Genomic DNA, 26,153 nt, shown 5'->3' with positions numbered 1-26,153 from the left:
GGCGGGGCTACCCTTATGCCCGAAAGGTGGCACTCATGGCGCTAACTCGCCTCGGCTGGGACGTACTAGAACCCAGCTCCACACGACTAACAAACCTGCCTTGGATCACTGGCAAGGTTCGCAACGGCGACGCATACACGATCCTGAATGAACTTGGTCGACGCTTCAACTCTGAGGTTGAAACTATCCGCAAGGACTGGTCTTGGGGTTACGCTAAGCGTCCTGTGCGTGGCGCGTCTGTAGCGTCTGAGCACTCGGCTGGCGTGGGTGTTGACTTCAACGCGCCTGCGCACGGTCTCGGCTTGTCGGGGACATTCTCTGGCGCGCAGGTCAAATCGATTCATAAGATCCTTGCTGATCTTGACGGTGCTGTTCGCTGGGGCGGTGACTATCGTGTAATTTCCGGAGATCCAAATGCGCGTTTGGATGAAATGCACTTTGAGCTACAGGGCGGGCTTGCCCTTCTGAAGCGTGTTGCCGACAAGATTCGCGCCGGTTCTTCTCTTGGCACGGTAACCCCGCAAGCGTCGAAGCCAAAGCCAGCCCCTAAGCCAGCTTCGACCCGCCCAACCGATTACGCGAAGCTCGCGACCGATGGAAAGTTTGGCAAACAGTCCGTTGAGGCGACCCAAATCCTTATGTCGCAGATCGGCTTGTATGAAAGAGCCATTGACGGCGACGACGGCAAGTACACCTGGATGGCTGTTCAGGAGTGGTTGAACGGTCTCGGCTACTACAAGCGTGCCGTTGACGGTTCGTTCGGAAAGCACTCGGTGATTGCGTTGCAGAAGTTCTTGGCTGCCAAGGGTCACTTGGATACTCGCAAGTATTTGATTGACGGCAAGCTCGGCAAGGCTACCGTACGAGCCTTCCAAACATATTTGAATACCCAGAATGGCGGTAAGTAATGTTCACCCTTGTTTTTTGGAAAGCAACCTTCGAGCGCACGGTAGCCAGTATTGCTGGTGGTGCGTTGTCTGTTATCGGTGCAGACGCGTTTGGCGCGTTAGATGCTGACTGGGTGGGCATCCTATCCGTTGCCCTCGGTGCAGGCGCTGTATCCGTACTCAAGGCGTTGGCAGCAGGTTACGTTGACGGTAACCCATCCATCGGCAACGCTGAAACCACGCCTGAAAGTACCGCAAAGCACTTGGCGGAATAGGTAACATCCTGCCTGTCAAACAACTCTCAGCACATAAATCGGGTTCAGAGTTGTGAATCGGCAGAATGATACCGGTAACGGTATGGAATTGACACGCAACAAACGTGCACACACGTACACTTACGTGCACTTGTACAAGATGTACAAAAGGCCAGTCACTCATAACGAGTGACTGGCCTCCTTTTTTTGTGCCCGAAACTATTCGGTCAACTCAGCGTCAGCAGCCGAAGCATTCAAACGCTCAGCAAAGTTATTCGCATCCGACACCTTAGCAACCGGCGCAGAAATCACAGCAACCAACTCATCGCCACGCTCAATAACAACGTTGATTTCGTTACCGCCCTTACGCTTACTCGAACCGATCAGACCACCGGCGAGCGCACCAATAGGGCCAAGGAGCACAGCGCCAACAAGAACACCGCCACCAACAGCACCCTTCGAAACGTAAGAGTTCATCTGCGCACCATCCTTTACGGTAGCATGCAAGCCCTTCGTGTTGTGGATGATGTAAGGCTTGAACGGCTGAGCTTTACCCGCCGGGTTGCTCAACTTCAGTTCGTGCCCACCAAGGATTGCTGACTCGCTCAATGACGGGCCGAACACGGCTGTGAACTTTTGCGAGTCCAATTCTCCGCGCATCCACTTTGAGAACTTTGAGCGCTTCTTTTCTGGCTTGGTCATGGTGCTCATATTACTTCTTCTCCTTGTTATTGTCGCGGATTTGGGCGACCGCTGATTGGCTGATGCCTGCGTGCTTGGCGATGGCGTACATGGTCACGCCGGATTCGATTGCTCGGACGATGCTTTCGTCTCGCAGTTTTCGACGTTCATCGAGCTTGTCTTTGGCTTCTCGGAGCCTGGTCGCGTTGTGCTCAATCAGGAAGAGGAACTGTTTGTCGATTTCATCGTTGCTCATGACTAAGACAATACACAAGCAACGTTGGGTACGCAAGTAGGGTTGGGTAATTGGTTTCAGGAACATTCAAAAACGTGGGATATGCAGTCACTTACCGACGCGTGCAATTCCATGCCGTTATATGCGCCATGGCTACACGTTGGCTACACTAGAGGTAGAACGGAAAACTAAAAACACCGAGATTCTGCGGGTATTTGGTCACACGAACATGGCTGTTGGTCTCATGCCCAATGACAGCGCCGTCTGTAGTGCGTCAGTGTTAGCAGGAAGCCCTTTACTGGAGATTGCACCTAAGAGTTCATTGCGTTCTGAAATTCGGTCTTTGACCGGCATAAAATCTACGGATATCCCCAAGAAACGGGCAACTCGTCGATTTAGTAGGAATGCACGAACTCAGGACGTGAAAACCGGGTAGGGTTGATTAGACTAGTGACCCGCAACGGCGCGGGCACATCGAACTTTGTTCTTGGAGGCGTTCAGTTGAACTCGTCGGAATCCAGCATGTCAGAATCATTCATGGATGCGACTCTCACCCCAAAATTGGTGAGCGAGTACTATGGCCAGATTGCGACCGAGGACGTGGCGGCCTACCGGCCCGACGAACTCGAATCGCGAGTGGCGGCACACCTTGAAATCGGTTATGAGCGCGAAGCGGATACCCCTAACGTTGCCATCACTCGAAATAACGGAATCTCCGTAGTTCACATCGTCACCGATGACATGCCATTCTTGGTTGATTCGGTCACCGCAGCATTGGTTCAGCTTAATTCGCCAATTCAGCTCGTGGTACACCCGACTTTTGTGGTCTCTCGTGATGATCAAAGTGGCGAAATCGTCAAGATTAGCCACGCAGGCCTACAGCATGTTGCCAGTGGTGACACCGCAGCGCTGTCTGATCTCAGCACCCTGATCTCCGCAGGTTCGGCCACCCATGTCGAATCATGGATTTCCATCGAACTGGCTCGTGAGTTGAGCGATCAGCAGGCTGAAGAACTGGTGGAGCGACTCTACAGCGTTCTGTCAGATGTTCGCGTTGCGGTCAACGACTGGCCAGAAATGTTGGACCAGGCAAAAAACATCGCGCATACCCTGCCACAGACCGCGCACGCTGAACAGATCGCAGAGCTGTCCCAGGCAGCTGAGCTGCTCGACTGGATGGCAGATGGTCAGTTCACATTCCTCGGATACCGAGAATACGATCTGGAATGCGTTGATGGTGAAGAAGTTCTTGTTGCCCGTGCTGGTAGCGGCCTTGGACTCATGCGGGAAGTTGAATCTCAGGGCCCGCAGCATCTGACCAAGCAAGGTCGCATCACCGCACGCGATAAGAGCGCGCTGATCATTACCAAAGCTAACTCACGTTCAACGGTGCACCGTGGCGTGTACCTGGACTACGTAGGTGTGAAGAGCTTTGACGCTAACGGTGAAGTTAACGGTGAACGCCGCTTCATCGGTCTATTCGCCTCTAGCGTTTACACCTCAAGCGTCAAGACCGTTCCAGTAGTTCGCGAGAAGGTTCAGGCCGTCCTGAAGAGCACGGGATTCGCTGTGAATTCCCACTCTGGCAAGGACATCACCACCATCTTGGAAAGCTACCCTCGTGATGAGATGTTCCAGATTACGGTGGAGGACCTGACCCAAACCGCACTGGGAATCCTGCGTCTGCAGGAACGACGTCGCACTTCAGTCTTCCTGCGCACCGACGATTACGGTCGCTTTGTCACCGCAATGGTCTTCTTGCCCCGTGATCGTTTCTCCACCGCGGTACGACTGCGTGTTGAGCAGGAACTGCAGGACACCTTCAATGCGGACTCGGTTGAGTACGAAGCACAGCTTGGTGCCGGCGCATTGGTCCGACTGTTCTACCGCCTACGTCTGCAGCGCAACGGATCCAACCCGCAGGTGGACCGTAACGCTCTAGAGGAACGTATTGCTAAGGCCGTTCGCTCCTGGTCTGATGCCATCGTTGACACCGCGCGAACCAACTTGGAACTGGGCGACGCCAATACGCTCTCCAACGCTTGGGCCGAGGCCTTCCCGGCTGCCTACAAGGTTCAGTTTGAAATTGAGGATGCGTTCAAGGACGTCAACCTGCTTTCCAGCCTTGATGAAGATACTGAAAGCGGACCGGTCGTTTCCTTCTACGACCCGACCAGCCGTGATGAAAAATCACCAGTCTCAAAGCGCATGAAGATTTTCGTGACGCGTCCTTTGTTGCTCTCACGGATCTTGCCAGTCCTGCAGGATCTGGGACTTGAGGTTGTTGATGAACGACCTTACGAGTTGAACCCAGAGGGCATCGGACAGCGCTACATCTACGACATGGGTTTGAAGTTCGATGAAGCGATCGATTTCAGCTCTGTCGAAACCAAACTGGCTGAAGCTTACAGCGCGGTAGTTCGCAACGTAGCTGAATCCGACAGCTTGAATGCGTTGGTTTTGCGCGAAGGACTGTCCTGGGAGCAGGTGGCCATGTTGCGCGCCTACGCTCACTACCTGTTGCAGCTCGGAGTGCCTAACTCCACCGGCTTTATCGCCAACACCCTGGTGGACAACGCTTCGGTAACCCACAGCATTGTGGAGCTTTTCCAAGCCACCTTCGATCCTGCCTTGAGCAGTGAAGCATCCGAGGTAGCTCGTGAAGCTGCTAAGGAAAAGATTGCGCAAGCACTTGAAGCAGTGCCAACACTGGACGCTGATACCTTGCTTCGCCGCTTCGTCAAGGTCATTGAAGCTACCAAGCGAACCAACTACTTCACCGCTCATCAGGCGTTGGCCTTCAAGCTGGCTCCTGAGGAGATCGACTTTGCGCCGTTCCCACGTCCAAAGCACGAGTTGTGGGTTTACTCGCCACGCGTTGAAGGAACCCACTTCAGGTTCGGAGCCGTTGCACGCGGTGGCCTACGTTGGTCGGACCGTCGAGAAGACTTCCGTACCGAAGTTCTTGGGCTAGTCAAGGCTCAGATGGTGAAGAACTCGGTCATCGTTCCGACCGGAGCTAAGGGTGGCTTCTACGCCAAGCAGCTGCCTAACCCTGCTCAGGATCGTGGCGCCTGGCTTGAAGAAGGCAAGGGCGCGTACAAGGTCTTCATCAGCACCTTGCTGCAGCTGACCGACAACATGGTGGCCGACGCAGAGGGGGAGCACATCGTAGCTCCCGAAAACGTTGTGCGACGCGATGGCGATGACTCGTACCTGGTTGTTGCTGCCGATAAGGGCACTGCAAGCTTCTCCGATATCGCTAACTCACTGTCCGCAGAAAAGGGACACTGGCTGGGCGATGCCTTCGCTTCGGGCGGTTCGGTTGGTTATGACCACAAGGGCATGGGCATCACCGCGCGAGGTGCGTGGGAATCGGTCAAGCGTCACTTCTTCCAGCTCGGTGTTGATACCCAGAGTGATGAGTTCAGCGCAGTAGGCGTGGGCGACATGTCCGGCGACGTCTTCGGTAACGGACTGCGTCGTACTCCGACCGTGAAGTTGCTGGCGGCCTTTGACCACCGCGACATTTTCTTGGACCCAACACCGAACGCGCAGGTTGCTTTTGACGAACGTCAGCGCCTGTACGACCTGCCTCGCTCCAGCTGGGCGGACTACAACAAGGAACTCATCTCGGCTGGTGGCGGCGTGTACTCGCGAAGCCTCAAGTCGATCCCGATTACTCCAGAGGTCCGCGAAGTCTTGGGACTGAGCGCTGGAACGGTCAAGATGAGCCCTAACGAATTGCTCAAGGCAATTCTGTCCGCTCCGGTTGACCTGCTGTACAACGGCGGCATTGGCACCTACGTCAAGGCATCCACCGAAACCAACGGTCAGGTCGGAGACCGTGCCAACGATGCATTCCGCATTGACGGCAAGGACCTGCGTGCCAAGGTTGTCGGTGAAGGCGGTAACTTGGGCATGACCCAGCTGGGTCGTATCGAAGCTGCTAGTAACGGTGTACTGCTCAATACCGACGCCATTGATAACTCTGCTGGCGTTGATACCTCAGACCGTGAAGTCAACATCAAGATATTTGTTGATCGTCAGATCGCAGCCGGAAACTTGAGCACTGAAGAGCGCACTGATTTCTTGCTGTCGATGACTGACAATGTTGGCGACCTTGTTTTGAAGACCAACTTCGAGCAGAACGTGTTGTTGCTCAACGAAAAGCATGCAGCGTTGGCGTGGGCTCCTGCCTATGAGCGCCTCATGCAGTGGCTTGAATCCGCAGCGGACCTCAACCGCGAGTTGGAATTCCTGCCAAGCACCGCACAGCTTGAAGAACGCCGGGCCTCGGGCGGAGCCATGACGACTCCAGAACTTTCGGTGCTCGCCGCATATTCCAAGATCCAGTTGGCTAATGCGTTGACTGAATCGGATATTGCTGATGATCCGTACTTCGCGCAGATCCTGCGCGGGTACTTCCCTGAAAAGCTCGTAGAGCGATTCGGAGATCAGCTGCAGAGCCATCCGCTGCGTAAGGAAATCATTGCCACCGTAGTTGCCAATGACGTAGTCAACGTCGGCGGTATCACCTACGTATTCCGTGCAATGGAAGAAACTGGTGCCAACGAAGTTCAGATCGCCAAGGTCTTCTGCGCACTGCGCGAGATCTACGGATTTGACCGTCAGTTTGATGCCATCAATGCCCAGCCTGCAGGAACTAGCCTGGATCACTGGGGACGTCAGCACCACGACATGCGTCGTTTGCTGGACCGCGCCACCCGTTGGTTCATCAACGGCGTCGATGAGCAGCTACTAGTCACCGAGGCGGTAAATCGCTTCAAGGACACCGTGACGCAGCTGCGTAAGGCCTTGCCTACTATCCTTCGTGGAAAAGACCTTGTGCGGTTTAACGAATGGCGTGACGAAGCGCTGGGATACGACATTCCAGAACTTCGTGCGAGCATGTGGGCTACGCAGTTCGAGTCCTTCGCTTTGCTGGACATCGCGCAGTATGTGCACCGCACTTCGATTTCTCCAATCAAGGTAGCGGAAACGTACTTCGTGCTTTACGACCTGTTTGGCGTGGACAGTCTGTTGAATCGGATTACGCGATTGCCTCGATCGGATCGTTGGCAGGCGCTGGCTCGTGCAGCGATGCGTGACGACCTGTACACCACAATCATGGATCTGACCGGCAACATCTTGGAAGCGCATGGGGATATTGCAGATCCATCAGAGCGTGTTGCTGCTTGGGAGAACGTAAACGCGGCTAACCTAGATCGTGCGAAGACAATGTTTGCTGAAGTGAACAGCCTCGAACGAGACGACATGGCGTCTCTGTCCGTTGCCCTTCGCCTGTTGCGTTCCATCGTACGAAGGTAAATACCGCCAATGGCCCTCATCACCGAAGAATTACGTCAACGCGCTGCGCTAGCACCCGGTGATGAGGACTGGCTCCACCTGCTGGTGGGGGACTGGCAACTGGTCTCGGATCTCTCATTCTCTGACCTTGTGTTGTGGTTCCCCACCGGCGATGGCTCTTATGTAGCCTTAGCGCATGTGCGCCCTTCAACTTCTCACACTGCTTTCCATAGTGACTTTGTTGGAGAGCGCATTCGTAAAGATTTACGGCTCATGGTGGATCAGGCATGGGAAACCTTGCAAATTCAACGCTCCGCGGAGCAGGTCGGTAACGACATCATCTTGGGCCTAACCACGGTTCAAGCGATTCCTCTGGTCCGCCAGAATCGTCCCGTAGCCGTCATTACCTCGCACTTTGATCCGAACCAATCACGGACCCCGTCCAACCTGGAATTGGTGTACCGGCAAAGCGCGGATGACCTGCTAAAAATGGGTACCCACGGCCTCTGGCCAGAATTTGGCAGCCCCACCGGTTCACGTCGCGGTGCACCACGCGCCGGTGATGGTTTTATTCGACTCGGTGTTGATGGTGTTGTTGAATTCGCGAGCCCCAACGCGGTATCTGGTTTCCGTCGTCTCGGTGCCGCGGATGTCCTTCAAGGCCAGCCACTAGCCGACTTGACCATGGCTTTGGTCAGCGACCGCCGGGTGGTAGACGAAACACTCCCGCTGGTGCTTCAGGGCAAGATGCCGTGGCGTACCGAAGTTGAACACCGTGGTGTCACTCTTTCGTTGCGTGCAACTCCGTTGCGCAACGAATCCAAACGTTGGGGCGCACTGGTTCTGTGCCGCGATGTCACAGAGCTTCGTCGTCGCGAAAAAGAATTGGTCACCAAGGACGCGACTATCCGAGAGATCCACCACCGGGTCAAGAACAACCTGCAGACAGTCGCAGCCTTGCTGCGCATGCAGTCGCGTCGGATGACCTCTGAAGATGGCAAGCAGGGCCTGGAACAGGCAATGCGACGTGTCTCGACCATCGCGTCGGTTCACGACTTCCTGTCTAAGGGTCTAAACGAGACCGTGAAATTTGATGACCTGATGGACCGTCAGTTCCGGTTGATTGTTGAAATCGCGTCGCCTGAACAACGCGTCTCCACACGCCGAGAAGGCGAATTTGGTATGTTGGCCGCTGACCTAGCCACTCCGTTGTCGTTGGTTATCAATGAATTGGTAACCAACGCTGTGGAACATGGTTTGGCGCAACGCGACGGCGAGGTTTCGTTGGTCGCAGAGCGCTACATTGGTACGGACGGTGTGGACTGGCTGCGCGTGGTCATTGAAGACAATGGTCATGGCTTGCCCCCGGAGCCACGACGTGAGGGGCTCGGCCTGCAAATCGTTCGAACCTTGGTGACAAGTGAACTCTCCGGTGAGATCCGTTGGTTGCCCAGAGAGGGCGGGGGAACCAAGGTCCTCATCGACATGCCATTGGACCTGGAACGAAGAAACTCCTAAGCAAAAACAAAAGACCGCAGCTACAACGATGGTCGGCCAAGCATCTAAGTGCTTGGCCGACCATCGTTTTTGCAATTTAGCGGAAGTTCTTCATGTGCGCCTTTACGCTAGCAACATAGCGCTTGGTGTCCTCGTACATGCCGTACTTCTTCACGCCACCCAGGCCCTGGTAGTACGCTGCGATGGCAGTGTCCAGGTCGTCGGTGTTGTTCAAGTTGTAACGGATGACTGCAACACCGGCAACCACGTTGTCACGTGGGTTCAGCGGGTTGAGGTTCTGACCGATGCTGGAAGCAATCCAGTCGCTTGTGCTTGGCAAGACCTGCATAACGCCTACTGCGTTAGCTGGAGAGACCGAGCGCATGTTGAATCCGGATTCCTGATAAGCATGTGCCTGTGCCAAAGCCGGGTCCACACCCATGCTCAGAGCGGTGGAACGAATCAACGCCTGCATTTCTGCGCGGCTTGGAACGTCAACTGAGTCTAGGTAGTTCTTGTTCTCGTTGGCGCTGCTGACAACATGATCTTCGTAGGTGCGACCTTCAAAGGTGTTGCCGATCTTGTCTTTCTTGACATTGCTCGTCGGCGCTACGGTTGAGCCCGAGACCTTGATCTTGGTACCAATCTTGAGCGGGGAGCTGGTGCTCAAATTTGGATTCAGATTGAGCAAAGACTTCAAAGACACATCGTGCTTGACTGCGATTCCACCGAGGGTGTCACCGGACTTCACGGTGTAAGTGGAAGTCGTTGCCTTTGGCTTGCTCTGAGTAGTCGACTTCGAAGAGTAAGAAGAACCACCCGAAACCTTGATCTTGCTGCCTGGATAAATTGGCTTGCTGGCCGAGATGTCGTTGAGCTTAAGCAGCTCGGAGAGGCTCATGTCGTGCTTCGCAGCGATTCCACCAAGCGTATCGCCTGACTTCACGGTATAGCTCGAGGTGCTCGACGAGGAAGATTCCTTTTTGGAGGAGTTGGACTCGTGGCTTGAACCCGATCCGCTGATCTTCAGCTTGTTGCCCGGGAAGATGACCTTGCTTGCCGAGATGTTGTTCTTGCTCAATAGCGAGGACAGGCTCATGTTGTGCTTCACCGCGATGCTGCCGAGGGTGTCTCCGGCCTTTACAGTGTACGTGGCGGAGCTCGAAGAGCTGCTCTTAGGCTTGGATGTTGAATTCTGGTCTTTCGAATCCGAGCTGGATCCGCTGACCTTCAACTTGGTACCCGGGAAGATGACCTTGCTGGCTGAGATGTCGTTCTTGCTCAACAGCGAGGACAGGCTCATGTTGTGCTTGCTGGCGATCGCGCTGAGCGTGTCGCCGCTCTTCACCGTATAAGTTTTTGTTCCCGAGGAGTTGCTGGACTTAGGGGAATCCTGCTTTGAAGACTTCGAGGATTCGGGCTTGCCGGAAACCTTGAGAGTCTTGCCCGCGATGATGACATCGCTCTTCAGACCATTGAGCTTTTTCAGCTCCGATACTGAGAGGTTGTATTCCTTAGCCAGTCCGGAAAGAGTTGCGCCGGCAGGAATCTTGATTTCCTTCACGTCGCGCTTTGCTGCTAATCCGAGGGTTGAAACTCGTGATGCGATCAAGTGAGCCTTGATCTGTTCCTCGGCAACCTTGATGGTTTCTGGGGTGATTGCCTTGGCTAGGCTGCCAGAGGCTTTGGGGAGGGATACGGGAGTTGCCTGCGCTGCTGGTGCCAGCGCAAGGCTACCAATGACTGCAGCTGGGATAGCCGCGCCTGCTACTACGCCTAACGCATGCTTAGAGACATGTTTGGATTCGTGGGGCATGGAGTCGATCCTCATATATACGGTGAAAATAACGGCTTTTACTTCTCGGCAACCAGAAGGACGCAAGTTCCCAATGTTGTTCGTGATGCAATTGTTATCAAAGTGATACAAGGAAATTTACACTACTCCTGTGACGCATGGAAACTACTGAGGCCAGTTTTTCTAAAGTTTCTGCGGAGTTTGCGAATTTGTGGGAACCTTGAGGGGTGAAGGAAATCGTAGATCTCGTCGGCCAGTGGCTGACCTTGCCCGATGTGGCAGAAGAATTAGAAATCGACATTCGACAGGTGCACCGCCTCCTGGATGAGCGTGCAATCGTGTCAGTAAGAATTGGTGAGCGCAATGTTCGTTCCATCCCAGCTGATTTTCTCCAAGACGGCTCGGTAGTCGAGAGCCTGAAAGGTACGCTCTCGGTACTTTTGGATGCCGCGTACTCGGACGAAGAATCAATCGTGTGGCTATTCACCGAGGATGATTCGCTTCCTGGCACTCCAATGGACGCCCTGCGTTCGGGCCGCAAAACAGAAATCCGACGCCGTGCTCAAGCCCTGGGCTGGTAGTTCTCCCGTACATCAGTAGTTAGAGAAACTGGCAACAAAAAGGTCTCAACCATATTCCGAGCAAACGGATGGTTGAGACCTTTTGTTATGAAATAGAGACGGCAGTGGCTACTTTGAGCGCTTGGTGACCGCGTCGCTCAGTTGTTGTAGTCCGGCTAGGGCTAGGGGAGAGATCGTTAGTGCCTCGAGCGCTACCTGGGATTGCTCGGTAAGTTCACTAATACTGTTCTCTGTTGCGGCCAAGGCCCCGCTGTCTCGAAGTATGTTGCTTAGTTGCTGAACTTCTTGGTCAGTCATATCGGCTGCGCCGAGTCGCGTCTGAATGAAATCGCGTTGTGCATCATCTGTAAGAAGCAATGCATGCGCAATCAGCTCCGTGCGTTTACCTTCCAAAAGATCGCCACCGGTTGGCTTGCCAGTTACATCGGCATCGCCGAATACGCCCAGTACATCGTCGCGCAGCTGGAACGCTTCGCCCAAAGGCAACGCGAAAGCAGAATATTGGGCCAGAAGCTCTTCGCTGGCGCCGGCTAGTGCACCACCTATTAGGAGCGGATTTTCCGTCGAGTACTTGGCGGATTTGAAAGTCACGATAGTTCGTGCGCGTTTGACGGCTTCACGGGGGTCGTAGGCAGGGCCAGCCGATTCCTCCAGTACATCCAGATACTGACCGGCCATAACTTGGGTTCGCATACGGTTGAAAATCTGACGCGCGTTGGCTGGCAGATCGCTGATTTCAGAGAAGGCTTCCTCACTCAGTGAAAGGCACAGGTCGCCCGTAAGGATGGCACTGGCTGTTCCATAAGCGGCGGCGCTGCCGGACAAGCCGAGTTGTTGGTGTTGAGCTTCGAACCGTTTGTGCACACTTGGTTGGCCCCGACGAGTATCCGAGTTATCGATGATGTCATCATGAATCAGCGCAGCTGCTTGGAAAAGCTCCAAGGCTACGCCAAGTCGGACGATGTCCTGCGAGTCCTTAGTTCCACCTGCTCCTAGAAATCCCCAGTAGGCGAACAATGGGCGCAGTCGTTTGCCGCCACGCGTCAAAGAGGTAATAGCGTTGACAATTTCCGTGGCACTGGTCGTGATTTGTCCAACCTCGACACTCTTGGTAGCTAGGAACTCCTCCAGTGCCTGCGCGACTTTTGTCGTATAGGCGCGGCTAAGATCGATGGCGTCGACCTCGAAGGAGGACAAAGAATCAGGCAATGACATGCAAAATCGTTTCTTTGAGTGAAGTACAGGTGGCAGGTACAACTCTACCGGTGAATGCTCGGCGCTGTCGGTCAACCAAGCGCTAATAATCATCATAGTGAAAACCGAACATATATTCGAGTATGGTAGTTGTGTTCGGGGTGGTTGAACCAGGAGGTCAAGATGGGGCATCGAGCGATATTGCATGTCGACATGGACGCGTTCTTCGTCTCTGTCGAGTTGCGTGACCGTCCAGAGCTGGTTGATAAACCGGTGATAGTTGGGTTCCCTGAAGGACGAAGCGTGGTGCTGTCCGCTTCTTATGACTGCCGGGCTAGGGGAGTGCATTCGGCGATGCCGATGAGCCAAGCGATTCCGTTGATGCCGGAAGCCACAATCGTTGAACCGAGCCATCACAAGTATTACGAAGCCTCAGAACAGATCATGGCCTATTTCCGAACCTTGACTCCACTGGTGGAACAGGTCAGCGTTGACGAAGCATTCTTGGATGTCACTGGTAGTGTGCGCATGCTCGGTGGGCCGGTGGAGATCGCACGAACGATTCGCCAGCACATTAGCCAAAACATGGGATTGCCTTCCAGCGTGGGAATCGCCAAGAACAAGTTTGTTGCCAAGTTGGCCTCAACCTATGCCAAGCCCAATGGGATGGCTGTTATTGCTCCGGAGCGGACCGAAGAGTTCCTGGAGGATTTGCCCGTGTCAAAGATGTGGGGCGTTGGGAAACGAACAGGGGAGCAACTGCATGCTTTGGGTATTGAAACTGTCGGGCAGCTATCGCGGGAGCCGGAGTCTCGACTCGTTGCACGGATGGGGGAGCACGGCCGATCTTTGCACCTCTTATCTAAAGGGATAGATTATCGACCGGTCGAGGTGACGCGAGAGGAAAAGAGTATCTCGGCAGAGCACACATTTGCAGAGGATATTTCTGACCCGCAAGTACTGGAAGGTGAGCTTCTTCGGCTGAGCCATCGGGTTGCAAAAAGATTGCGTGACCAAGGGCATGCCGCCGGTGGTGTGGGACTGAAAATCAAGTATCGCGATTTCACGGGACTAACACGAACAAAAACTCTTGGTGCCGCGACGGATTCATCATCGGCCATTGGTGATGCTGCGCTGTCTTTGCTTAATAAGCTTTCGCCTCTGGCCCAGCCTGTGCGACTAATTGGTGTTCGCGCGGAGCGACTGCAGGATCCTGAGTATGGATTGCAACTAAGTCTGGACCCGAAGGACGAAAAAGTAAGGGAAGCTGAACGAATGGCTGACTTGATCGGACAGAAATTCCCTCAGTCGTTGGTGACACCAGCACGTTTCTTGCGGCCGCGAGAATAATCCGTTTCTGTGTGCCAGGTGGGTATATGAACCAGTGGTGAAGATCAACTGGCAGGCTGGCAACAAATGAGACTATCCTAGTAGTAAGGCTCAAATGATTTGGGGAACTTTTTCCTCCTGATCCACGTTGAACCTCACGACGGTAAATGACCGTCAAGTTTGCCTTTGGAAGGAGAAGACGATGCCGCTATCGGAACACGAGCAGCGTTTGTTGGAGCAACTTGAAAAACAGTTGCACGAAGATCGTCGCTTCGCTTCTAGTATGAAGGGGCCTGCAAGCACAGGCCGCCTTTCCACGCGTAACGTCGCGCTAGGCATACTTCTGGTGATCGTCGGTCTTGCTGGCCTCATATTTGGCATCTCCCAGCACATTATTATTCTTGGTGTCCTTGGGTTCGTTGTCATGTTTGGTGGGGTTTTGTTGGCCTTGACCAAGTCCGCCTCTGGCAAACTAGGTCGAGCTGGAAATACTGGACAGAATTCCACTGCGAAGAATAATTCGCAGTTCATGTCGAGTCTTGAAGAACGCTGGAATCAGCGCAAGCGAGATCAGTCCGATAGCTAGTCGGACACGTAGTTGAGGTGTAGCCCCTAGGGTTACACCTCTTTTTTGTCCAAAAACTCATGCCACCTTATTGGCGGGGAAGCCTGAAGGTGACCAAGATTTCCCCCTGGATGCCACGTGACTGAGCGCATTTTCGGCCGTCCCTGCGGTGCGCGAGCAGTGCGTCATGCGACACGCCTCAAAGTGCTATTTCAAACTCTCGGCAGATTCCAAGCTTGGTTGTTCCAGCGGCGTTTTGGCGCCACCCCACTTTGCTCCCTAAGCCACTCCACTTTCCACCACTGGACTCAGGATTCCCTAGATTCCGCAGTATTTCACTGCAAAATCTCTGAAACAGTAGTGAAGTCTGTCTAGGATCCCCTCGCTCCCTCCACCTGCAATCAGTCTGAGAACCCGCTAGATTGCGCTGATTTTTTACTCCAGACCCTCGCGAAACCAGTGAAATCGCATTGACAGTGGAGGGTTGTGGAGTAAAGTGGAGGCAAGTAGAGAAGAATGGGGCTTCTGGCCGATTCGTGGAGAGGTGGTGTGCATGTTCCTTGGAACGTACACGCCCCGACTCGATGAAAAAGGTCGCCTAATTCTTCCGGCTAAATATCGTGATGAATTGTCCTTCGGGCTGGTTCTTACCCGCGGTCAGGAACGTTGCATTTACGTTTTCAGTCAGCGGGAGTTTGAGAAACAGCATGAGCAACTGGCTCAGGCGTCATTGACCTCACGACGAGCACGCGACTACGCACGTGTGTTCCTCTCGGGGGCATCTGATGAAGTTCCGGACAAGCAGGGACGAGTCACGATTCCGCAGGTACTGCGTACCTACGGTGGCCTTGACCGTGAAGTGACAGTAATTGGTGCGGGTAACCGCATTGAAATCTGGGACACGCAGGCATGGCAACAGTATCTGGATGAACAGGAAGACGTGTTCTCAGATACGGATGAGGACTAAGGGCTGCGGCCCAAGGTCAATCCGACAGCACAAGATGTTGGGATGAGATCTCCAGCCACCTAGAGGGGGAAGATCGTCTGGCTCCACTTCCCCGGAGCCAGAAGGTTGAACTGCCACTTGGTTGGAGGGGGATCTGATTCCAACAACACTTTGAACATCGAAAGGGGGCGCGGTGCCAAATCAAGATTCTCAACGACCAGCATCAGAACGCCATGTTCCAGTACTTCTGGACCGTTGCGTAAATCTCCTAGCACCAGGTATTGAACGGGCAAATGCTGAAGGCCGTCGAGCAATCGTTGTGGACTGCACCCTTGGTATGGGTGGCCATTCAGAAGCCATTTTGAAGCGGTTTGAAAACTTGCACCTTATCGGTCTTGACCGTGATGAGCAGGCACACGAACTAGCAGGCGCTCGATTGAAGCCATTCGAGGATCGCATCGATCTAGTGCACGCTGTCTACGATGAGATCGCAGACGTAGTCGAGGACTTGGGCTTCCCAGGCATTGACGGCGTGCTCTTCGACCTTGGTGTTTCCTCGCTGCAGCTCGACGAGCGTGAGCGTGGCTTCGCTTACTCCTACGACGCACCTCTAGACATGCGAATGGACACTTCCGTAGGGCCAACCGCAGAGGACCTAGTCAACGACTTGGACCGCGAGGAACTGCTGCGGATCATTCGACAGTGGGGCGAAGAAAAATTCGCCGGACGGATCTCGACCGCAATCGTTGAGGCACGTGCCGAATCGCGAATCACCACTACCGCCGAACTGGTCGAAATCATTCGTCGAGTCGTGCCGGCGGCGGCTGCTCGCAATGGCGGCCACCCGGCCAAACGAACTTTCCAGGCACTGCGCATCGCAGTCAACGAGGAACTAGACGTTCTTGAACGTGCTATCCCAGCAGCAATGGGCGCACTGAACGTCGGGGGACGAGTTGTTGTGATGAGCTACCACTCCTTGGAAGACAAGATCACCAAGCGCCACTTTGTCCAAGGTGGCACATCTTCGGCCCCTCCGGGATTCCCGGTAGAGCTTGAAGAACATAAGGCTGAATATAAGGTCCTTACCAAAGGCACCGAAAAGCCGAGCGACCAGGAAATTGCAGAAAATTCCCGCGCAGCCTCAGCTCGTTTACGAGCTGTGGAGCGAGTGTTGAAGAGGAGCTAGGATGAGCCAACGAGCCCTGCGTCGCGTGCAGAATGCTGCAATCGTGAACAACCAACCAGTTGTCCAAGGCAACACTGCACGAGCCTTACGCCCAGAGCCCGTGCTCGCTAGCGAGTTGCCAAAGAGTGATTTGCGACAGCGAGTGACTCTTTCTTTGGTCCCACGGATCAGAGAAACAAACCGACGCTCCATGGTCACCATGTCAGCAGTCCTCGTTTTGCTCGCCTTCAGCGTTATCGTCACCCTGGTGTTGCTCAACACTTCTGTGGCACAGCGTCAGTACGACATCGTCTCGCTGCGCAATCAGGAACGTGCTCTTTCGCAAGAGAATCAATCATTGCTCAAAGAAGCGCAGTCCCTGGGTGCACCTCAGGCACTGGCTGCCAAGGCTAAAGATCTGGGTCTGGTTTCACCAGGTGCTCCTGGATTGATCAGCCTTTCGGAGAGCAAAGTGACTCAGGACGCTGAAGTAGCAGTCAAGGCTAAGGACAGCAAGCAAGAGTACGGCACATTGCCTCTGCCAGGCTCAACGACCAGCGAGAGCAAGAAGACTGAGTCAAAGGCTAAGGAAGAAAAGTCCTCGACTCCAAAGACCACTGTGGGTAAAACCTCACAAGAAGCAAATGATTCCACTGCTTCGGCTCAGGATTCCAAGGAAACCGTGGTGACTACCGCAAAAAGCAACCGCGAGGTAGCTGATAACGGTCGCCCGGTATTCCAGGAATCAGAGCTCAATGGCGGCACGATCCCGGCTCCAAGCACCAAATCCCCAGCAGGGTAGCCAGATCTTCCTAAGCTAGATAAGAGCTAGCGGATACTGCTGGAAACCACGCTGAGGGAAAGTTAGGTTCATTGTGAGCTCGACGGCAATCGACACTGTGAAAAAGCGGATGCGCTTCGTACTGCTTCTCTCGGTAATCTTGTTGGTGGTGATCCTGGGCCGGTTGGTTTGGGTCCAGGGCATCAACGCAACTTCCGTCGCCAACGCAGCCCAGGAAAATCGCGAACGCCAAGAAACCATTGCTCCGACCCGTGGCTCCATTGAGGACCGCAACGGAACAACTCTGGCCGTCTCAGTTGATCGCTACGATCTTGTCATCGACCAGCGCCAGCAGGATGAAAACATCCGCCGCGCAAAACGCGATGGTTCCAACGGCCACGAGATGGTCTCTTGGGATCAGGCCATTGATGAACTAGCTGATGCGTTAGATCAAGACCGCGAAGAACTGGCAAAAAAGGTTCGCCCGCAAGGAGATGCAACTCCTAAAGGCTACGTAGTCCTTGCCAAGAGCGTGACTCCAGAAGTCCGCAACGAAGTTAACGAAATCGGCATTCCTCGCCTGTCTTCCTTGCTACGCAGCGAGCGCCAGTACCCACAGGGCGTCATTGCCGGACCACTTTTGGGGTTCGTCAAAAACTCTGAAGACCAGACCTCGGTAGTTGGTGCCGAAGGTTTGGAACTGAGCCAAGAAGATCATTTGGCTGGAACCGCAGGTAGCCGCAAATACGAGATCAGCGCCGACGGCGTTCGTATCCCGGTGACCGAGGTTGAAGAAACTCCTGCAGTTAATGGTCAGGACGTTTTGCTGACCATCGACTCAGATATCAACTACGTGGCTCAGCGCGCTGCTGAAAAGAAGCGCGACGAGTTCAACGCCGAGTGGGTTTCCGTGGTTGCCATGGAAGTTAAGACCGGCAAGATTCTGGCTATCGGTGACTCTGCCGAGCTTGATCCCAATGACCCGGGCGCGACCGATCCTGAGTTCCGTCACTCCACATCCATTACTCGTGCCTTCGAGCCAGGTTCCACCGGTAAAGCAGCAATCTTCGCTGCGGCCATTGATCAAGGTGTTGTTAAGCCCACCGACGTGATGACCGTGCCGAACAAGAAGACTTTCACCAAGGAGACCATCAACGACTCCTTGCGGCACCCAACCTACGACATGACTGTCGCCGGTGTCTTCGCCCGTTCATACAACACCGGTACGGTGATGATCGGTAGCAAGATGAGCAAGCAGACCCGCTATGACTACATGAGGGCCTTTGGACTGGGAACTCCCATCCAGATTGGCCTCAATGGTGCTAGTGCAGGCCAGCTGGCCAAGCCAGAAAATTGGGACCGTCGTCAGCAGTACACCACCATGTTCGGTCAGGGCTACTCGCAGACTGTGCTCCACACTGCCTCGATCTTCCAGACCTTGGCCAACGGTGGCGTGCGACTTTCTCCAAGTCTGATCGAAGGCTACCGAAACGATGATGGTTCGGTCACTAAGATTCCTGACCCAGAGCAGAAACGCGTGGTCAAAGAAACCACAGCCAAAGAGATGCTTAAGGTCATGGAATCCGTGGTCGACTACGGAACCGGCTACAAGGAAGCCATCCCCGGATACCGCGTTGGTGGTAAGACCGGTACCGGTCAGGCCGCGGGTGCTAAGGGCTACGACGGCTATACTTATTCCTTTGCAGGTGTAGCACCTTTGGAAGACCCACAGTACGTAGTTGTCGCAACCATGTATCGCCCTAAGGGTGACTGGAAAGCCTTCACGGTCGCTGACACGTTTACCGACGTGATGAGCCACACGCTTAACACATTCAACGTGCCACCGAGCACAACAGATTCAGAGGCGTATGACGTCTTTGCAGGTAAGGAACAAAAGAAATCTTGGTAGCCCAGAATCCCGGAACTCCACGCGAGTTGGAGCGGTACCTTCGTCCAGAGAACATGGCCGGCTTGGGCTTTGAACAGGTCTGCGGCGCTGCTGGCGCGGTTCGAACGCGAACTGCGTTCAACGCTACCGTGCAGGTTTTCGGAGTAAGCCTGAACCCGCAAGTTATCCAGCCAGGCGATGTCTTCCTTGGCATCTCCGGGGCGAAGCGTCACGGCGCAGAATTTGTTGACACCGCGATCTCCAATGGCGCCGTCGCGATTATCACCGATACCGCCGGACTGGAGTTACTGCCCGAAGACCTGTCCATTCCGGTCGCCGTGGTTGCCAACGTACGTAAATCTGCAGCGCAGATTGCCCAGGCTGTGTATGGCACCAAGGACAAGAGCCCAACGCTGTTCGCAGTCACCGGGACCAACGGCAAAACCACCACCACCTTCATGATTCGTTCGATTCTTGAAGCGCTCGGTGAAGTGACCGGACTGATCGGCACCATCGAAATGTCTGCGCGGGGTCAAATTATCCCCAGCGTTCTAACCACTCCTGAATCAACCCAGCTTCACGGAGTACTGGCGCGCATGGCGCAGCAGGACGTCACCAGCGTGGCCATGGAAGTATCCAGTCACTCCTTGAGTTATGGACGCGTTGACGCGCTGAACTTTGCGGTGGCCGGTTACACCAACCTCACCCAGGATCACTTGGACCTTCACGGGACCATGGAAGATTACTTCCAGACCAAGGCCGAGTTGTTCACTGCTGAACACAGCCAGAGCGCGGTCGTGATGGTTGATGATCAATACGGGGCACGGCTAGCAGACCAAGCCCAGATCCCTACCTTGTCGCTGAGCTTGGATGAAAGCAATACCGCTGCACATTGGCGAGTCATCGAGTTGGAGCACTCTGGGCTCGGCCATAGCTTCACCTTGGCACACCGCGACGGACAGGTACTGCGCACCCGCACCGCGTTGCCCGGCATGTTCAACGTAGCTAACGCCGCGCTAGCAACCGTCATGGTGCTCGCAAGCGGAGTAGAACTTGACGCTTTGCAAAAGGCGCTGGATGCCAAGGATCCGCTTTCGGTGGCCGTTCCAGGTCGAATGCAGGTCGTGGCCGAGTCACCGGTTGCAGTCGTCGACTTCGCGCACAACTCTGATGCCTTGGCCAAAGCCTTGGACTCGATCCGTCCTGGTGCTAACGGACGACGCATTATCGTCTTTGGCGCCACCGGTGAACGAGATAAGACCAAGCGCCCAGATATGGGAGCCGTGGCAGCGCGTCACGCGGACATTGTCATCGTCACCGATGATGATCCACACGGTGAAGCACCAGAACCGATTCGTGAACAAGTGGCGGCCGGAGCGCAAGAGGTCATCCGCAACGAACGCAGCGAAACGGTGCTCTACAACATCGCGCCACGCGCCAAAGCCGTGGAATTCGCTGTGAGTTTAGCCAAGAGCAACGACGCAATCCTCGTAGCCGGTCGTGGCCACGAAGTAAGCCAAGACGTTGCGGGAATTGATGTAGAACTCGACGATCGTGTGGAATTAGCCAACGCGCTAAATCTTCATGGATTTGTGACCAAATCCTAGATTGAACAAGACCACTATCGCCTCCGCACGAGTGTAAAGTCCTTAATGCCATGATTGAACTGTCTTTGACTGACCTACTGAAGATCACCGGGGGAGAAGCGAGTGCTACAGTCGCTTCCGACACGCTGATCACTTCCGTGACCACGGATTCGCGTGAAGTTACTTCAGGCTGCTTATTTGTAGCCAAGCCCGGAGAATTCTCCGACGGACACGCGTTTATTGATCGCGCTTTAGCCTCCGGAGCCGTACTAGCTCTGGCAGAACGGCTGACCTACGACGACGCCCGGAACGTACATCCGGCCATCATCGTTGATGACGCTGTTGAGGCAATGGGCAAGATCGCCGCTCACATTGTTCAGTACCTGAAAGCCAAAAACGACGCCAAGGTGGTTGGCATTACCGGTTCGGCCGGAAAAACTACCACCAAGGACTTGCTAGCGTCGATCCTTTCGGACGTGGCACCGACGGTATCACCCATCGGCTCCTACAACGGTGAAGTTGGCGTACCGCTGACGGTGTTCACTGCGACGGAACAAACTAAGTACCTTGTGATCGAGATGGGCGCTACTGGCCTTGGCCACCTCACCTACCTCACCGACATGGTGCACCCGCAGGTCGGAGTGGTGCTCTGTGTTGGTACCGCCCACGCCGGTGAATTTGGCGGCGTGCAAAACATCGAGAAGGCCAAGGGCGAACTTGTTCAAGCTTTGGACACCGATGGCATCGCAATTCTGAACGCTGATGATTCCCGTGTGGCTCGCATGGAAGACCGGGCCTCCGGTGAAGTGCGTTTCTTTGGCACCAGCGAGCACAAACCAGAACGGGCAGGGGTCTGGGCCAGCGACATTGTGGTCAATTCTGCAGGACAGCCGCAGCTCACCCTTGAATTCCCTAACGGTTACAGCCAGCGGATTACCTCCGGGCTGCTCGGCCGGCACCACGTCAGCAATATCTTGGCAGCTGCTAACGCGGCCTACGCACTAGACATCGACCCTGAGGCCATCGCCTCAAGCCTAGACGGACGGGCCGCCGGTAGCCGTTGGCGCATGGAGCGTATCGAACGCGCCGACGGGGTGAGCATCATCAATGATGCCTACAACGCCAACCCTGAATCCATGCGTGCCGCTCTAGTAACGCTGGCAGAACTGGGACTGGGCGAAGACGGTGCACCCGGTCGACGCACCTGGGCCGTACTGGGTGAAATGCTTGAACTCGGTGATGAACGAATTCACCAACATGACTTGCTCGGACGCTTAGCCGTTCGAATGAACATTAAGAAACTGGTTGTTGTTGGATCCGGCGCTAAGCCGGCTTACAACTCGGCCGTGCTTGAAGGTAGCTGGGGCGACGAGGCGTACTACGTTGAAAGCGTGGACGAAGCTCGTGAACTGCTGCAAGCTGAACTTCAACCAGGGGATATTGCCCTATTCAAGTCCTCTAATGGGGCCGGTCTGCGCTTCCTTGGCGACGACATCGCAGCATTCGTGAAGGAAGGCGAAGACGCGTGATCGCATTGATCTTGGGGGCTGGCATTGCCCTCGTTTTGACCATGGTGGCAATGCCGCTGTACATCAAACTGCTTACTGCTAAGCAGTATGGCCAAGTGGTTCGTGATGATGGACCAAACTCCCACGCCGTAAAGTCAGGCACCCCAACTATGGGTGGCGTGGTCTTTGTGCTCGCGGTATTTGTTGCATACTTCGCCACTCACGGCATCCTTGCCTTGATGGGACGCTCATCCTCTGGCATCACCGCCAGCGGATTACTTGCCCTGCTGCTCTTTGGAGGCATGGGTCTGGTCGGCTTCCTAGATGACTTCATCAAGATCTTTAAGAAGCGTTCCCTGGGTCTACGCGCTTGGCAGAAGATCGTCCTTCAGGCGATTTTTGGTATCAGCTTTGCGGTGATGGCCTTGCAGTTCCCTAACGAACGCGGCCTGACCCCGGGCTCCACCGCGATCTCATTCCTTCGCGACTCCAACATTGATCTGGCATTTGCTGGACCGTTACTTGGACTCATCCTGTTTGTGATCTGGGCGAACTTCATCGTTACCGGTACCACTAACGCGGTGAACCTCACCGACGGTCTGGACGGGCTAGCAACCGGTGCGGCAATTATGGTCTTTGGTGCCTACACCCTGATGGGGATCTGGCAGCAGAACCAAGCGTGCGCCAACATCAGCTCGATGGATGTTTGCTACTCGGTTCGTGACCCACAGGACCTGGCCCTGCTTGGTGCCACCCTCTCCGGTGCACTGATCGCTTTCCTTTGGTTCAACGCCAAGCCGGCCAAGATCTTCATGGGCGACACCGGCTCGTTGGCTATTGGTGGCGCCATTGCCGCGTTCGCGATCCTCTCGCGCACCCAGCTGTTGCTTGTAGTCATTGCCGGTCTGTTTGTCATCGTTGCACTCTCGGTGATCATCCAGGTGGGCTACTTCAAGATCTCCGGTGGTAAGCGTGTGTTCAAGATGGCACCGTTGCAGCACCACTTTGAGCTTTCGGGCTGGTCCGAAGAAAACGTCGTAATTCGATTCTGGATCCTTGCCGGCCTCTTTGTGGCTGCCGGTTTGGGACTCTTCTACTCTGAATGGGTTGTCGCACTGTGAGCGCAGATGCCAAAGAACTTTTGGACTCACTAACTAGCTGGGATGCTAACTGGAAAGGTTTGCGTGTTGTTGTTGCAGGCATGGGGCTTTCCGGCTTCTCCGCCGCCGACACACTGATCGAGCTGGGCGCCATAGTCACCGTCATTGACGGCAAAGATGATGAGAAGAACCAGCAGCGTGGCGAAACGCTCAAGATTGTTGGCGCCCACGAAGTATTGCTTGGTGCCGAACACGTTACCTCCCTGCCATTGGTAGCTGGAGAACAAGCACAGCTGGTGATGGTTTCACCGGGCTGGAATCCACGTAACCCAGTGATCGCGCAAGCTGCGGATCTGGGAATTGCTATCTGGAGCGACATCGAGCTGGCCTGGCGTGTGCAAAACCGTGCCGGCCATGTGGCTCCAAAGTGGTTGGCGATTACCGGTACCAACGGTAAAACCACCACGGTGGGCATGACCGAATCGATCTTGCGTGCAGCCGGCCTGAAGGCCATCGCCGTAGGAAACGTTGGCACCCCGATTCTTGATGCAGTTCGCGAACCGGTTGAATACGACGTTTTTGCCGTAGAACTCTCCAGCTTCCAGCTGCACTACACCCACAGCATCTCGCCGTTGGCCTCCGTGGTTCTGAATATCGCAGAAGACCACGTTGACTGGCACGACGGCTTTGAGAACTACAAGGACGCTAAAGCGAAGATCTACGAGCGCACTCAAGTCGCTGCGATCTTTAACGCTGAAGAAGAAGTCACCATTTCGATGGTGGAAAATGCTGACGTCATTGAAGGCTGCCGTGCTGTTGGCTTCACCACTGATACTCCAGCAGTATCCATGCTTGGCATCGTGGAGAACCTGTTGGTTGACCGTGCTTTTGTTGAAGATCGCAAATCGAGTGCCGCTGAACTGATCCCGCTGGATCAGATCGGTGAGATTGTTCCTCGGCACACTGCAGCCGATGCTGCCGCAGCAGCGGCACTGACCCGCGCCTACGGTGTTGAACCAGAAGCCGTGTTTAACGGTTTGAGCGGTTTTGATGCTGGTGAACACCGCATCCAAGCAGTAGCTCGAAAGAACGACATCCTCTGGATTAACGATTCTAAGGCGACCAACCCACACGCCGCGGACGCCTCCTTGGCTGCCTTTACGCGTGTTGTCTGGATCGCCGGCGGCCTATCTAAGGGTGTTGAATACGAAGAGTTGGTCGCTAAGCACGCACACCGCTTGGCTAAGGTGCTGGTGATCGGAACCGACACCGCGGCACTGATTAAGGCTCTGGCTGCCAAGGCTCCGGATGTTGAGGTCATCAACATCACCGCTCTGGCACAGTCGGCACAATTGAGTGAACCAACCGGCACCGACGTCATGGCTCAGGCCGTGGCGAAGGCTGGCGAAATCGCTGAGCCAGGGGACACCGTGCTCATGGCACCTGCGGCGGCTTCGATGGATCAATTCAGCTCTTATGCCCAGCGTGGCAACGCGTTTATCAGCGCCGTCAGTGATCTGATGGATAAAGCTGGCGAAGAGAACTAAGCAACCGTTTACCGTACAGATGACACCAAGGCAGGAGGCACCGATGGCGACAGAGCAACATCAGCCAGCCACGGGGGCCGCAGCAAAAACTCCCTTGTTGACCAAACTGATTGGCACGGTTGAAAGTGCCAGCGGACGCATGGCGTCCATGGATTACTGGATGGTCCTTGCGATCTCGGTAGTACTGGCCATCTTCGGAGTATTGATGGTGCAGTCCTCCGCCTCGGTGGAAGCCATCGCCAAAGGCAAAGACGGCTTCACCGTAGCCCTATCGCAGGCGATGTTCGCCGGCGTGGGCATCCTGTGCATGCTAGGTATGCAGTTCCTCAAACCAACCAAGCTCAAAGCTCTGGCTTGGCCGGCAGTTATTGGTGCACTGTTGTTGCTGTTCATGGTTGCCTTTACCCCGTTGGGTCACACCGTGCTGGGTAACCGAAACTGGATCAGGATCGGCCCTTTAGGGTTGCAGCCAAGTGAGTTCGCAAAGTTGGCTTTGGCCGTTTTTGCCGCCTTCATGCTTGAGAAGAAGCAGCACATGCTGCACGACATCAAGCACTTGGTCATCCCGGTCGTCGCTCCGGTTGGCATCGGCATTGTTGGCCTGGTGGTTGTCGGTAAAGACGTTGGTACTGCACTGGTGCTGCTGATGGTGATCGCCACAGCGATGTTCCTTGGCGGAATTCGCATGAAGTGGTTGGCCGGCTTCGCAGCCGTAGGCCTTGTTGGCATGGCCATCGCCGTTATGGGATCTTCCAACCGACGTCAGCGTGTGCTTGCGTGGCTGGATACCGATTGTGGTCCTAGCGACCAGCTTTGTTACCAGGCAAGTATGGGTCTGCACGCTTTCGCCTCCGGTGGCTGGTTTGGTGTGGGCGCCGGGCAGTCCCGCATGAAGTGGTCTTATGTGCCAGAAGCTCAGAACGACTTCATTTTCTCCATTTTGGGTGAAGAGTTTGGTCTGATTGGTGTGCTCTTCGTACTTGCTATGTTCATCGTCTTGGCCCTGGCTATGTACCGCATTGCGATTCGAGCCAACGACATGTACACCAAGGTGCTCATGGGTTGCTTGATGGCGTGGGTCGTTGGCCAGACGTTCGTAAACTTAGGTACGGTTACCGGAGTGCTTCCGGTCATTGGTGTCCCGCTACCGTTTATCTCATCCGGTGGTTCGGCCATGCTAGCCATTATGTTGGCCATGGGCTTTGTCCTGTCATCTGCTCGGGCTCAGAAGCTAGCTTTTGAAGCCAGCGCAGAGAAGAACCTGGACAAAACCAAGCCAACTAAGCAAAAGTAGCGCACCGTTC

The 26,153-nt window shown here is 54.8% G+C and carries 20 protein-coding genes; 16 read left to right on the top strand and 4 right to left on the bottom strand.

Going from position 1 to position 26,153, the window contains the following annotated elements:
* The first annotated feature begins 35 nt into the window (after positions 1-35).
* Positions 36-908 (top strand): peptidoglycan-binding domain-containing protein, encoded by an 873-nt coding sequence (locus ACT3RW_RS10575; RefSeq protein WP_444613700.1) that lies wholly within the window; start codon positions 36-38, stop codon positions 906-908.
* Positions 908-1,162 (top strand): holin, encoded by a 255-nt coding sequence (locus ACT3RW_RS10570; protein ID WP_444613699.1) that lies wholly within the window; start codon positions 908-910, stop codon positions 1,160-1,162. The genes ACT3RW_RS10575 and ACT3RW_RS10570 overlap by 1 nt, the downstream gene beginning before the upstream one ends.
* Before the next feature lie 198 nt (positions 1,163-1,360).
* Here ACT3RW_RS10570 and ACT3RW_RS10565 read toward each other — a convergent pair whose 3' ends face one another.
* Positions 1,361-1,852, bottom strand: coding sequence for a hypothetical protein (locus ACT3RW_RS10565; protein WP_444613698.1), 492 nt, complete (start codon positions 1,850-1,852; stop codon positions 1,361-1,363).
* Between the two features lies 1 nt (position 1,853).
* On the bottom strand, positions 1,854-2,078 hold the full coding sequence (locus tag ACT3RW_RS10560; protein ID WP_444613697.1) for a hypothetical protein: 225 nt from the start codon (positions 2,076-2,078) through the stop codon (positions 1,854-1,856).
* A gap of 501 nt (positions 2,079-2,579) precedes the next feature.
* Between ACT3RW_RS10560 and ACT3RW_RS10555 the strand changes: the two genes are divergently transcribed.
* On the top strand, positions 2,580-7,388 hold the full coding sequence (locus ACT3RW_RS10555) for an NAD-glutamate dehydrogenase (RefSeq protein ID WP_444613696.1): 4,809 nt from the start codon (positions 2,580-2,582) through the stop codon (positions 7,386-7,388).
* Between the two features lie 9 nt (positions 7,389-7,397).
* The gene (locus ACT3RW_RS10550) at positions 7,398-8,885 is read left to right on the top strand and encodes a sensor histidine kinase (protein ID WP_444613695.1); all 1,488 of its coding nucleotides are present in this window, start codon (positions 7,398-7,400) and stop codon (positions 8,883-8,885) included.
* Between the two features lie 76 nt (positions 8,886-8,961).
* Here ACT3RW_RS10550 and ACT3RW_RS10545 read toward each other — a convergent pair whose 3' ends face one another.
* On the bottom strand, positions 8,962-10,680 hold the full coding sequence (locus tag ACT3RW_RS10545) for a LysM peptidoglycan-binding domain-containing protein (RefSeq protein WP_444613694.1): 1,719 nt from the start codon (positions 10,678-10,680) through the stop codon (positions 8,962-8,964).
* 206 nt (positions 10,681-10,886) lie between these two features.
* Here ACT3RW_RS10545 and ACT3RW_RS10540 point away from each other — a divergent pair, with 206 nt between their 5' ends.
* Positions 10,887-11,240: an Rv2175c family DNA-binding protein gene (locus ACT3RW_RS10540; protein ID WP_131088571.1), complete on the top strand. Its 354-nt coding sequence runs from the start codon at positions 10,887-10,889 to the stop codon at positions 11,238-11,240.
* A 108-nt stretch (positions 11,241-11,348) separates the two neighbouring features.
* Here the strand turns inward: ACT3RW_RS10540 and ACT3RW_RS10535 are convergent, their stop codons facing one another.
* Positions 11,349-12,455, bottom strand: a complete 1,107-nt coding sequence (locus tag ACT3RW_RS10535; protein ID WP_444613693.1) for a polyprenyl synthetase family protein — start codon at positions 12,453-12,455, stop codon at positions 11,349-11,351.
* A gap of 162 nt (positions 12,456-12,617) precedes the next feature.
* On the opposite strand from ACT3RW_RS10535, the gene dinB reads away from it, so the two are divergent.
* The 11 genes from dinB to ACT3RW_RS10480 all read left to right on the top strand — a co-directional run bounded on the left by dinB (position 12,618) and on the right by ACT3RW_RS10480 (position 26,143).
* On the top strand, positions 12,618-13,784 hold the full coding sequence (gene dinB, locus ACT3RW_RS10530) for a DNA polymerase IV (protein WP_131088569.1): 1,167 nt from the start codon (positions 12,618-12,620) through the stop codon (positions 13,782-13,784).
* 181 nt (positions 13,785-13,965) lie between these two features.
* Complete coding sequence (locus tag ACT3RW_RS10525; protein ID WP_131088568.1) at positions 13,966-14,349, top strand: DUF3040 domain-containing protein; 384 nt, start codon at positions 13,966-13,968, stop codon at positions 14,347-14,349.
* A gap of 532 nt (positions 14,350-14,881) precedes the next feature.
* Entirely contained in the window at positions 14,882-15,295 is a 414-nt protein-coding gene (gene mraZ / locus ACT3RW_RS10520) for a division/cell wall cluster transcriptional repressor MraZ (RefSeq protein WP_131088567.1), read from the top strand.
* A 172-nt stretch (positions 15,296-15,467) separates the two neighbouring features.
* A complete protein-coding gene (rsmH, locus tag ACT3RW_RS10515; protein ID WP_131088566.1) occupies positions 15,468-16,460 on the top strand; it encodes a 16S rRNA (cytosine(1402)-N(4))-methyltransferase RsmH in 993 nt (330 codons plus the stop codon).
* A gap of 1 nt (position 16,461) precedes the next feature.
* Positions 16,462-17,241: a hypothetical protein gene (locus ACT3RW_RS10510; RefSeq protein WP_444613692.1), complete on the top strand. Its 780-nt coding sequence runs from the start codon at positions 16,462-16,464 to the stop codon at positions 17,239-17,241.
* Positions 17,242-17,314: 73 nt separating this feature from the next.
* The gene (locus ACT3RW_RS10505; RefSeq protein WP_444613691.1) at positions 17,315-19,129 is read left to right on the top strand and encodes a peptidoglycan D,D-transpeptidase FtsI family protein; all 1,815 of its coding nucleotides are present in this window, start codon (positions 17,315-17,317) and stop codon (positions 19,127-19,129) included.
* On the top strand, positions 19,123-20,715 hold the full coding sequence (locus ACT3RW_RS10500) for a UDP-N-acetylmuramoyl-L-alanyl-D-glutamate--2,6-diaminopimelate ligase (protein WP_444613690.1): 1,593 nt from the start codon (positions 19,123-19,125) through the stop codon (positions 20,713-20,715). The genes ACT3RW_RS10505 and ACT3RW_RS10500 overlap by 7 nt, the downstream gene beginning before the upstream one ends.
* Before the next feature lie 50 nt (positions 20,716-20,765).
* Complete coding sequence (locus ACT3RW_RS10495; RefSeq protein ID WP_444613689.1) at positions 20,766-22,223, top strand: UDP-N-acetylmuramoyl-tripeptide--D-alanyl-D-alanine ligase; 1,458 nt, start codon at positions 20,766-20,768, stop codon at positions 22,221-22,223.
* On the top strand, positions 22,220-23,323 hold the full coding sequence (gene mraY, locus ACT3RW_RS10490) for a phospho-N-acetylmuramoyl-pentapeptide-transferase (protein ID WP_131088562.1): 1,104 nt from the start codon (positions 22,220-22,222) through the stop codon (positions 23,321-23,323). Before ACT3RW_RS10495 ends, mraY begins: the two co-directional genes overlap by 4 nt.
* Entirely contained in the window at positions 23,305-24,849 is a 1,545-nt protein-coding gene (murD, locus tag ACT3RW_RS10485) for a UDP-N-acetylmuramoyl-L-alanine--D-glutamate ligase (protein WP_444613688.1), read from the top strand. Before mraY ends, murD begins: the two co-directional genes overlap by 19 nt.
* A gap of 43 nt (positions 24,850-24,892) precedes the next feature.
* Positions 24,893-26,143 carry an FtsW/RodA/SpoVE family cell cycle protein gene (locus ACT3RW_RS10480; protein ID WP_444613687.1) on the top strand — a complete coding sequence of 417 codons (1,251 nt, stop codon included), beginning with the start codon at positions 24,893-24,895 and terminating at the stop codon, positions 26,141-26,143.
* Positions 26,144-26,153: the final 10 nt, after the last annotated feature.

Origin of the sequence: Glutamicibacter sp. AOP5-A2-18 (assembly GCF_052446055.1) — a bacterium.
Classification (GTDB): domain Bacteria; phylum Actinomycetota; class Actinomycetes; order Actinomycetales; family Micrococcaceae; genus Glutamicibacter.
The sequence above is the reverse complement of the archived record's forward strand: the minus strand, read 5'-3'. Positions and strand labels throughout refer to the sequence as shown.

Coding starts and splice junctions, on each gene's coding strand:
- ACT3RW_RS10575 (WP_444613700.1), top strand. CDS start 36: ATGGCGCTAACTCGCCTCGGCTGGGACGTACTAGAACCCAGCTCCACA.
- ACT3RW_RS10570 (WP_444613699.1), top strand. CDS start 908: ATGTTCACCCTTGTTTTTTGGAAAGCAACCTTCGAGCGCACGGTAGCC.
- ACT3RW_RS10565 (WP_444613698.1), bottom strand. CDS start 1,852: ATGAGCACCATGACCAAGCCAGAAAAGAAGCGCTCAAAGTTCTCAAAG.
- ACT3RW_RS10560 (WP_444613697.1), bottom strand. CDS start 2,078: ATGAGCAACGATGAAATCGACAAACAGTTCCTCTTCCTGATTGAGCAC.
- ACT3RW_RS10555 (WP_444613696.1), top strand. CDS start 2,580: ATGTCAGAATCATTCATGGATGCGACTCTCACCCCAAAATTGGTGAGC.
- ACT3RW_RS10550 (WP_444613695.1), top strand. CDS start 7,398: ATGGCCCTCATCACCGAAGAATTACGTCAACGCGCTGCGCTAGCACCC.
- ACT3RW_RS10545 (WP_444613694.1), bottom strand. CDS start 10,680: ATGCCCCACGAATCCAAACATGTCTCTAAGCATGCGTTAGGCGTAGTA.
- ACT3RW_RS10535 (WP_444613693.1), bottom strand. CDS start 12,455: ATGTCATTGCCTGATTCTTTGTCCTCCTTCGAGGTCGACGCCATCGAT.
- dinB (WP_131088569.1), top strand. CDS start 12,618: ATGGGGCATCGAGCGATATTGCATGTCGACATGGACGCGTTCTTCGTC.
- ACT3RW_RS10525 (WP_131088568.1), top strand. CDS start 13,966: ATGCCGCTATCGGAACACGAGCAGCGTTTGTTGGAGCAACTTGAAAAA.
- mraZ (WP_131088567.1), top strand. CDS start 14,882: ATGTTCCTTGGAACGTACACGCCCCGACTCGATGAAAAAGGTCGCCTA.
- ACT3RW_RS10510 (WP_444613692.1), top strand. CDS start 16,462: ATGAGCCAACGAGCCCTGCGTCGCGTGCAGAATGCTGCAATCGTGAAC.
- ACT3RW_RS10495 (WP_444613689.1), top strand. CDS start 20,766: ATGATTGAACTGTCTTTGACTGACCTACTGAAGATCACCGGGGGAGAA.
- murD (WP_444613688.1), top strand. CDS start 23,305: ATGGGTTGTCGCACTGTGAGCGCAGATGCCAAAGAACTTTTGGACTCA.
- ACT3RW_RS10480 (WP_444613687.1), top strand. CDS start 24,893: ATGGCGACAGAGCAACATCAGCCAGCCACGGGGGCCGCAGCAAAAACT.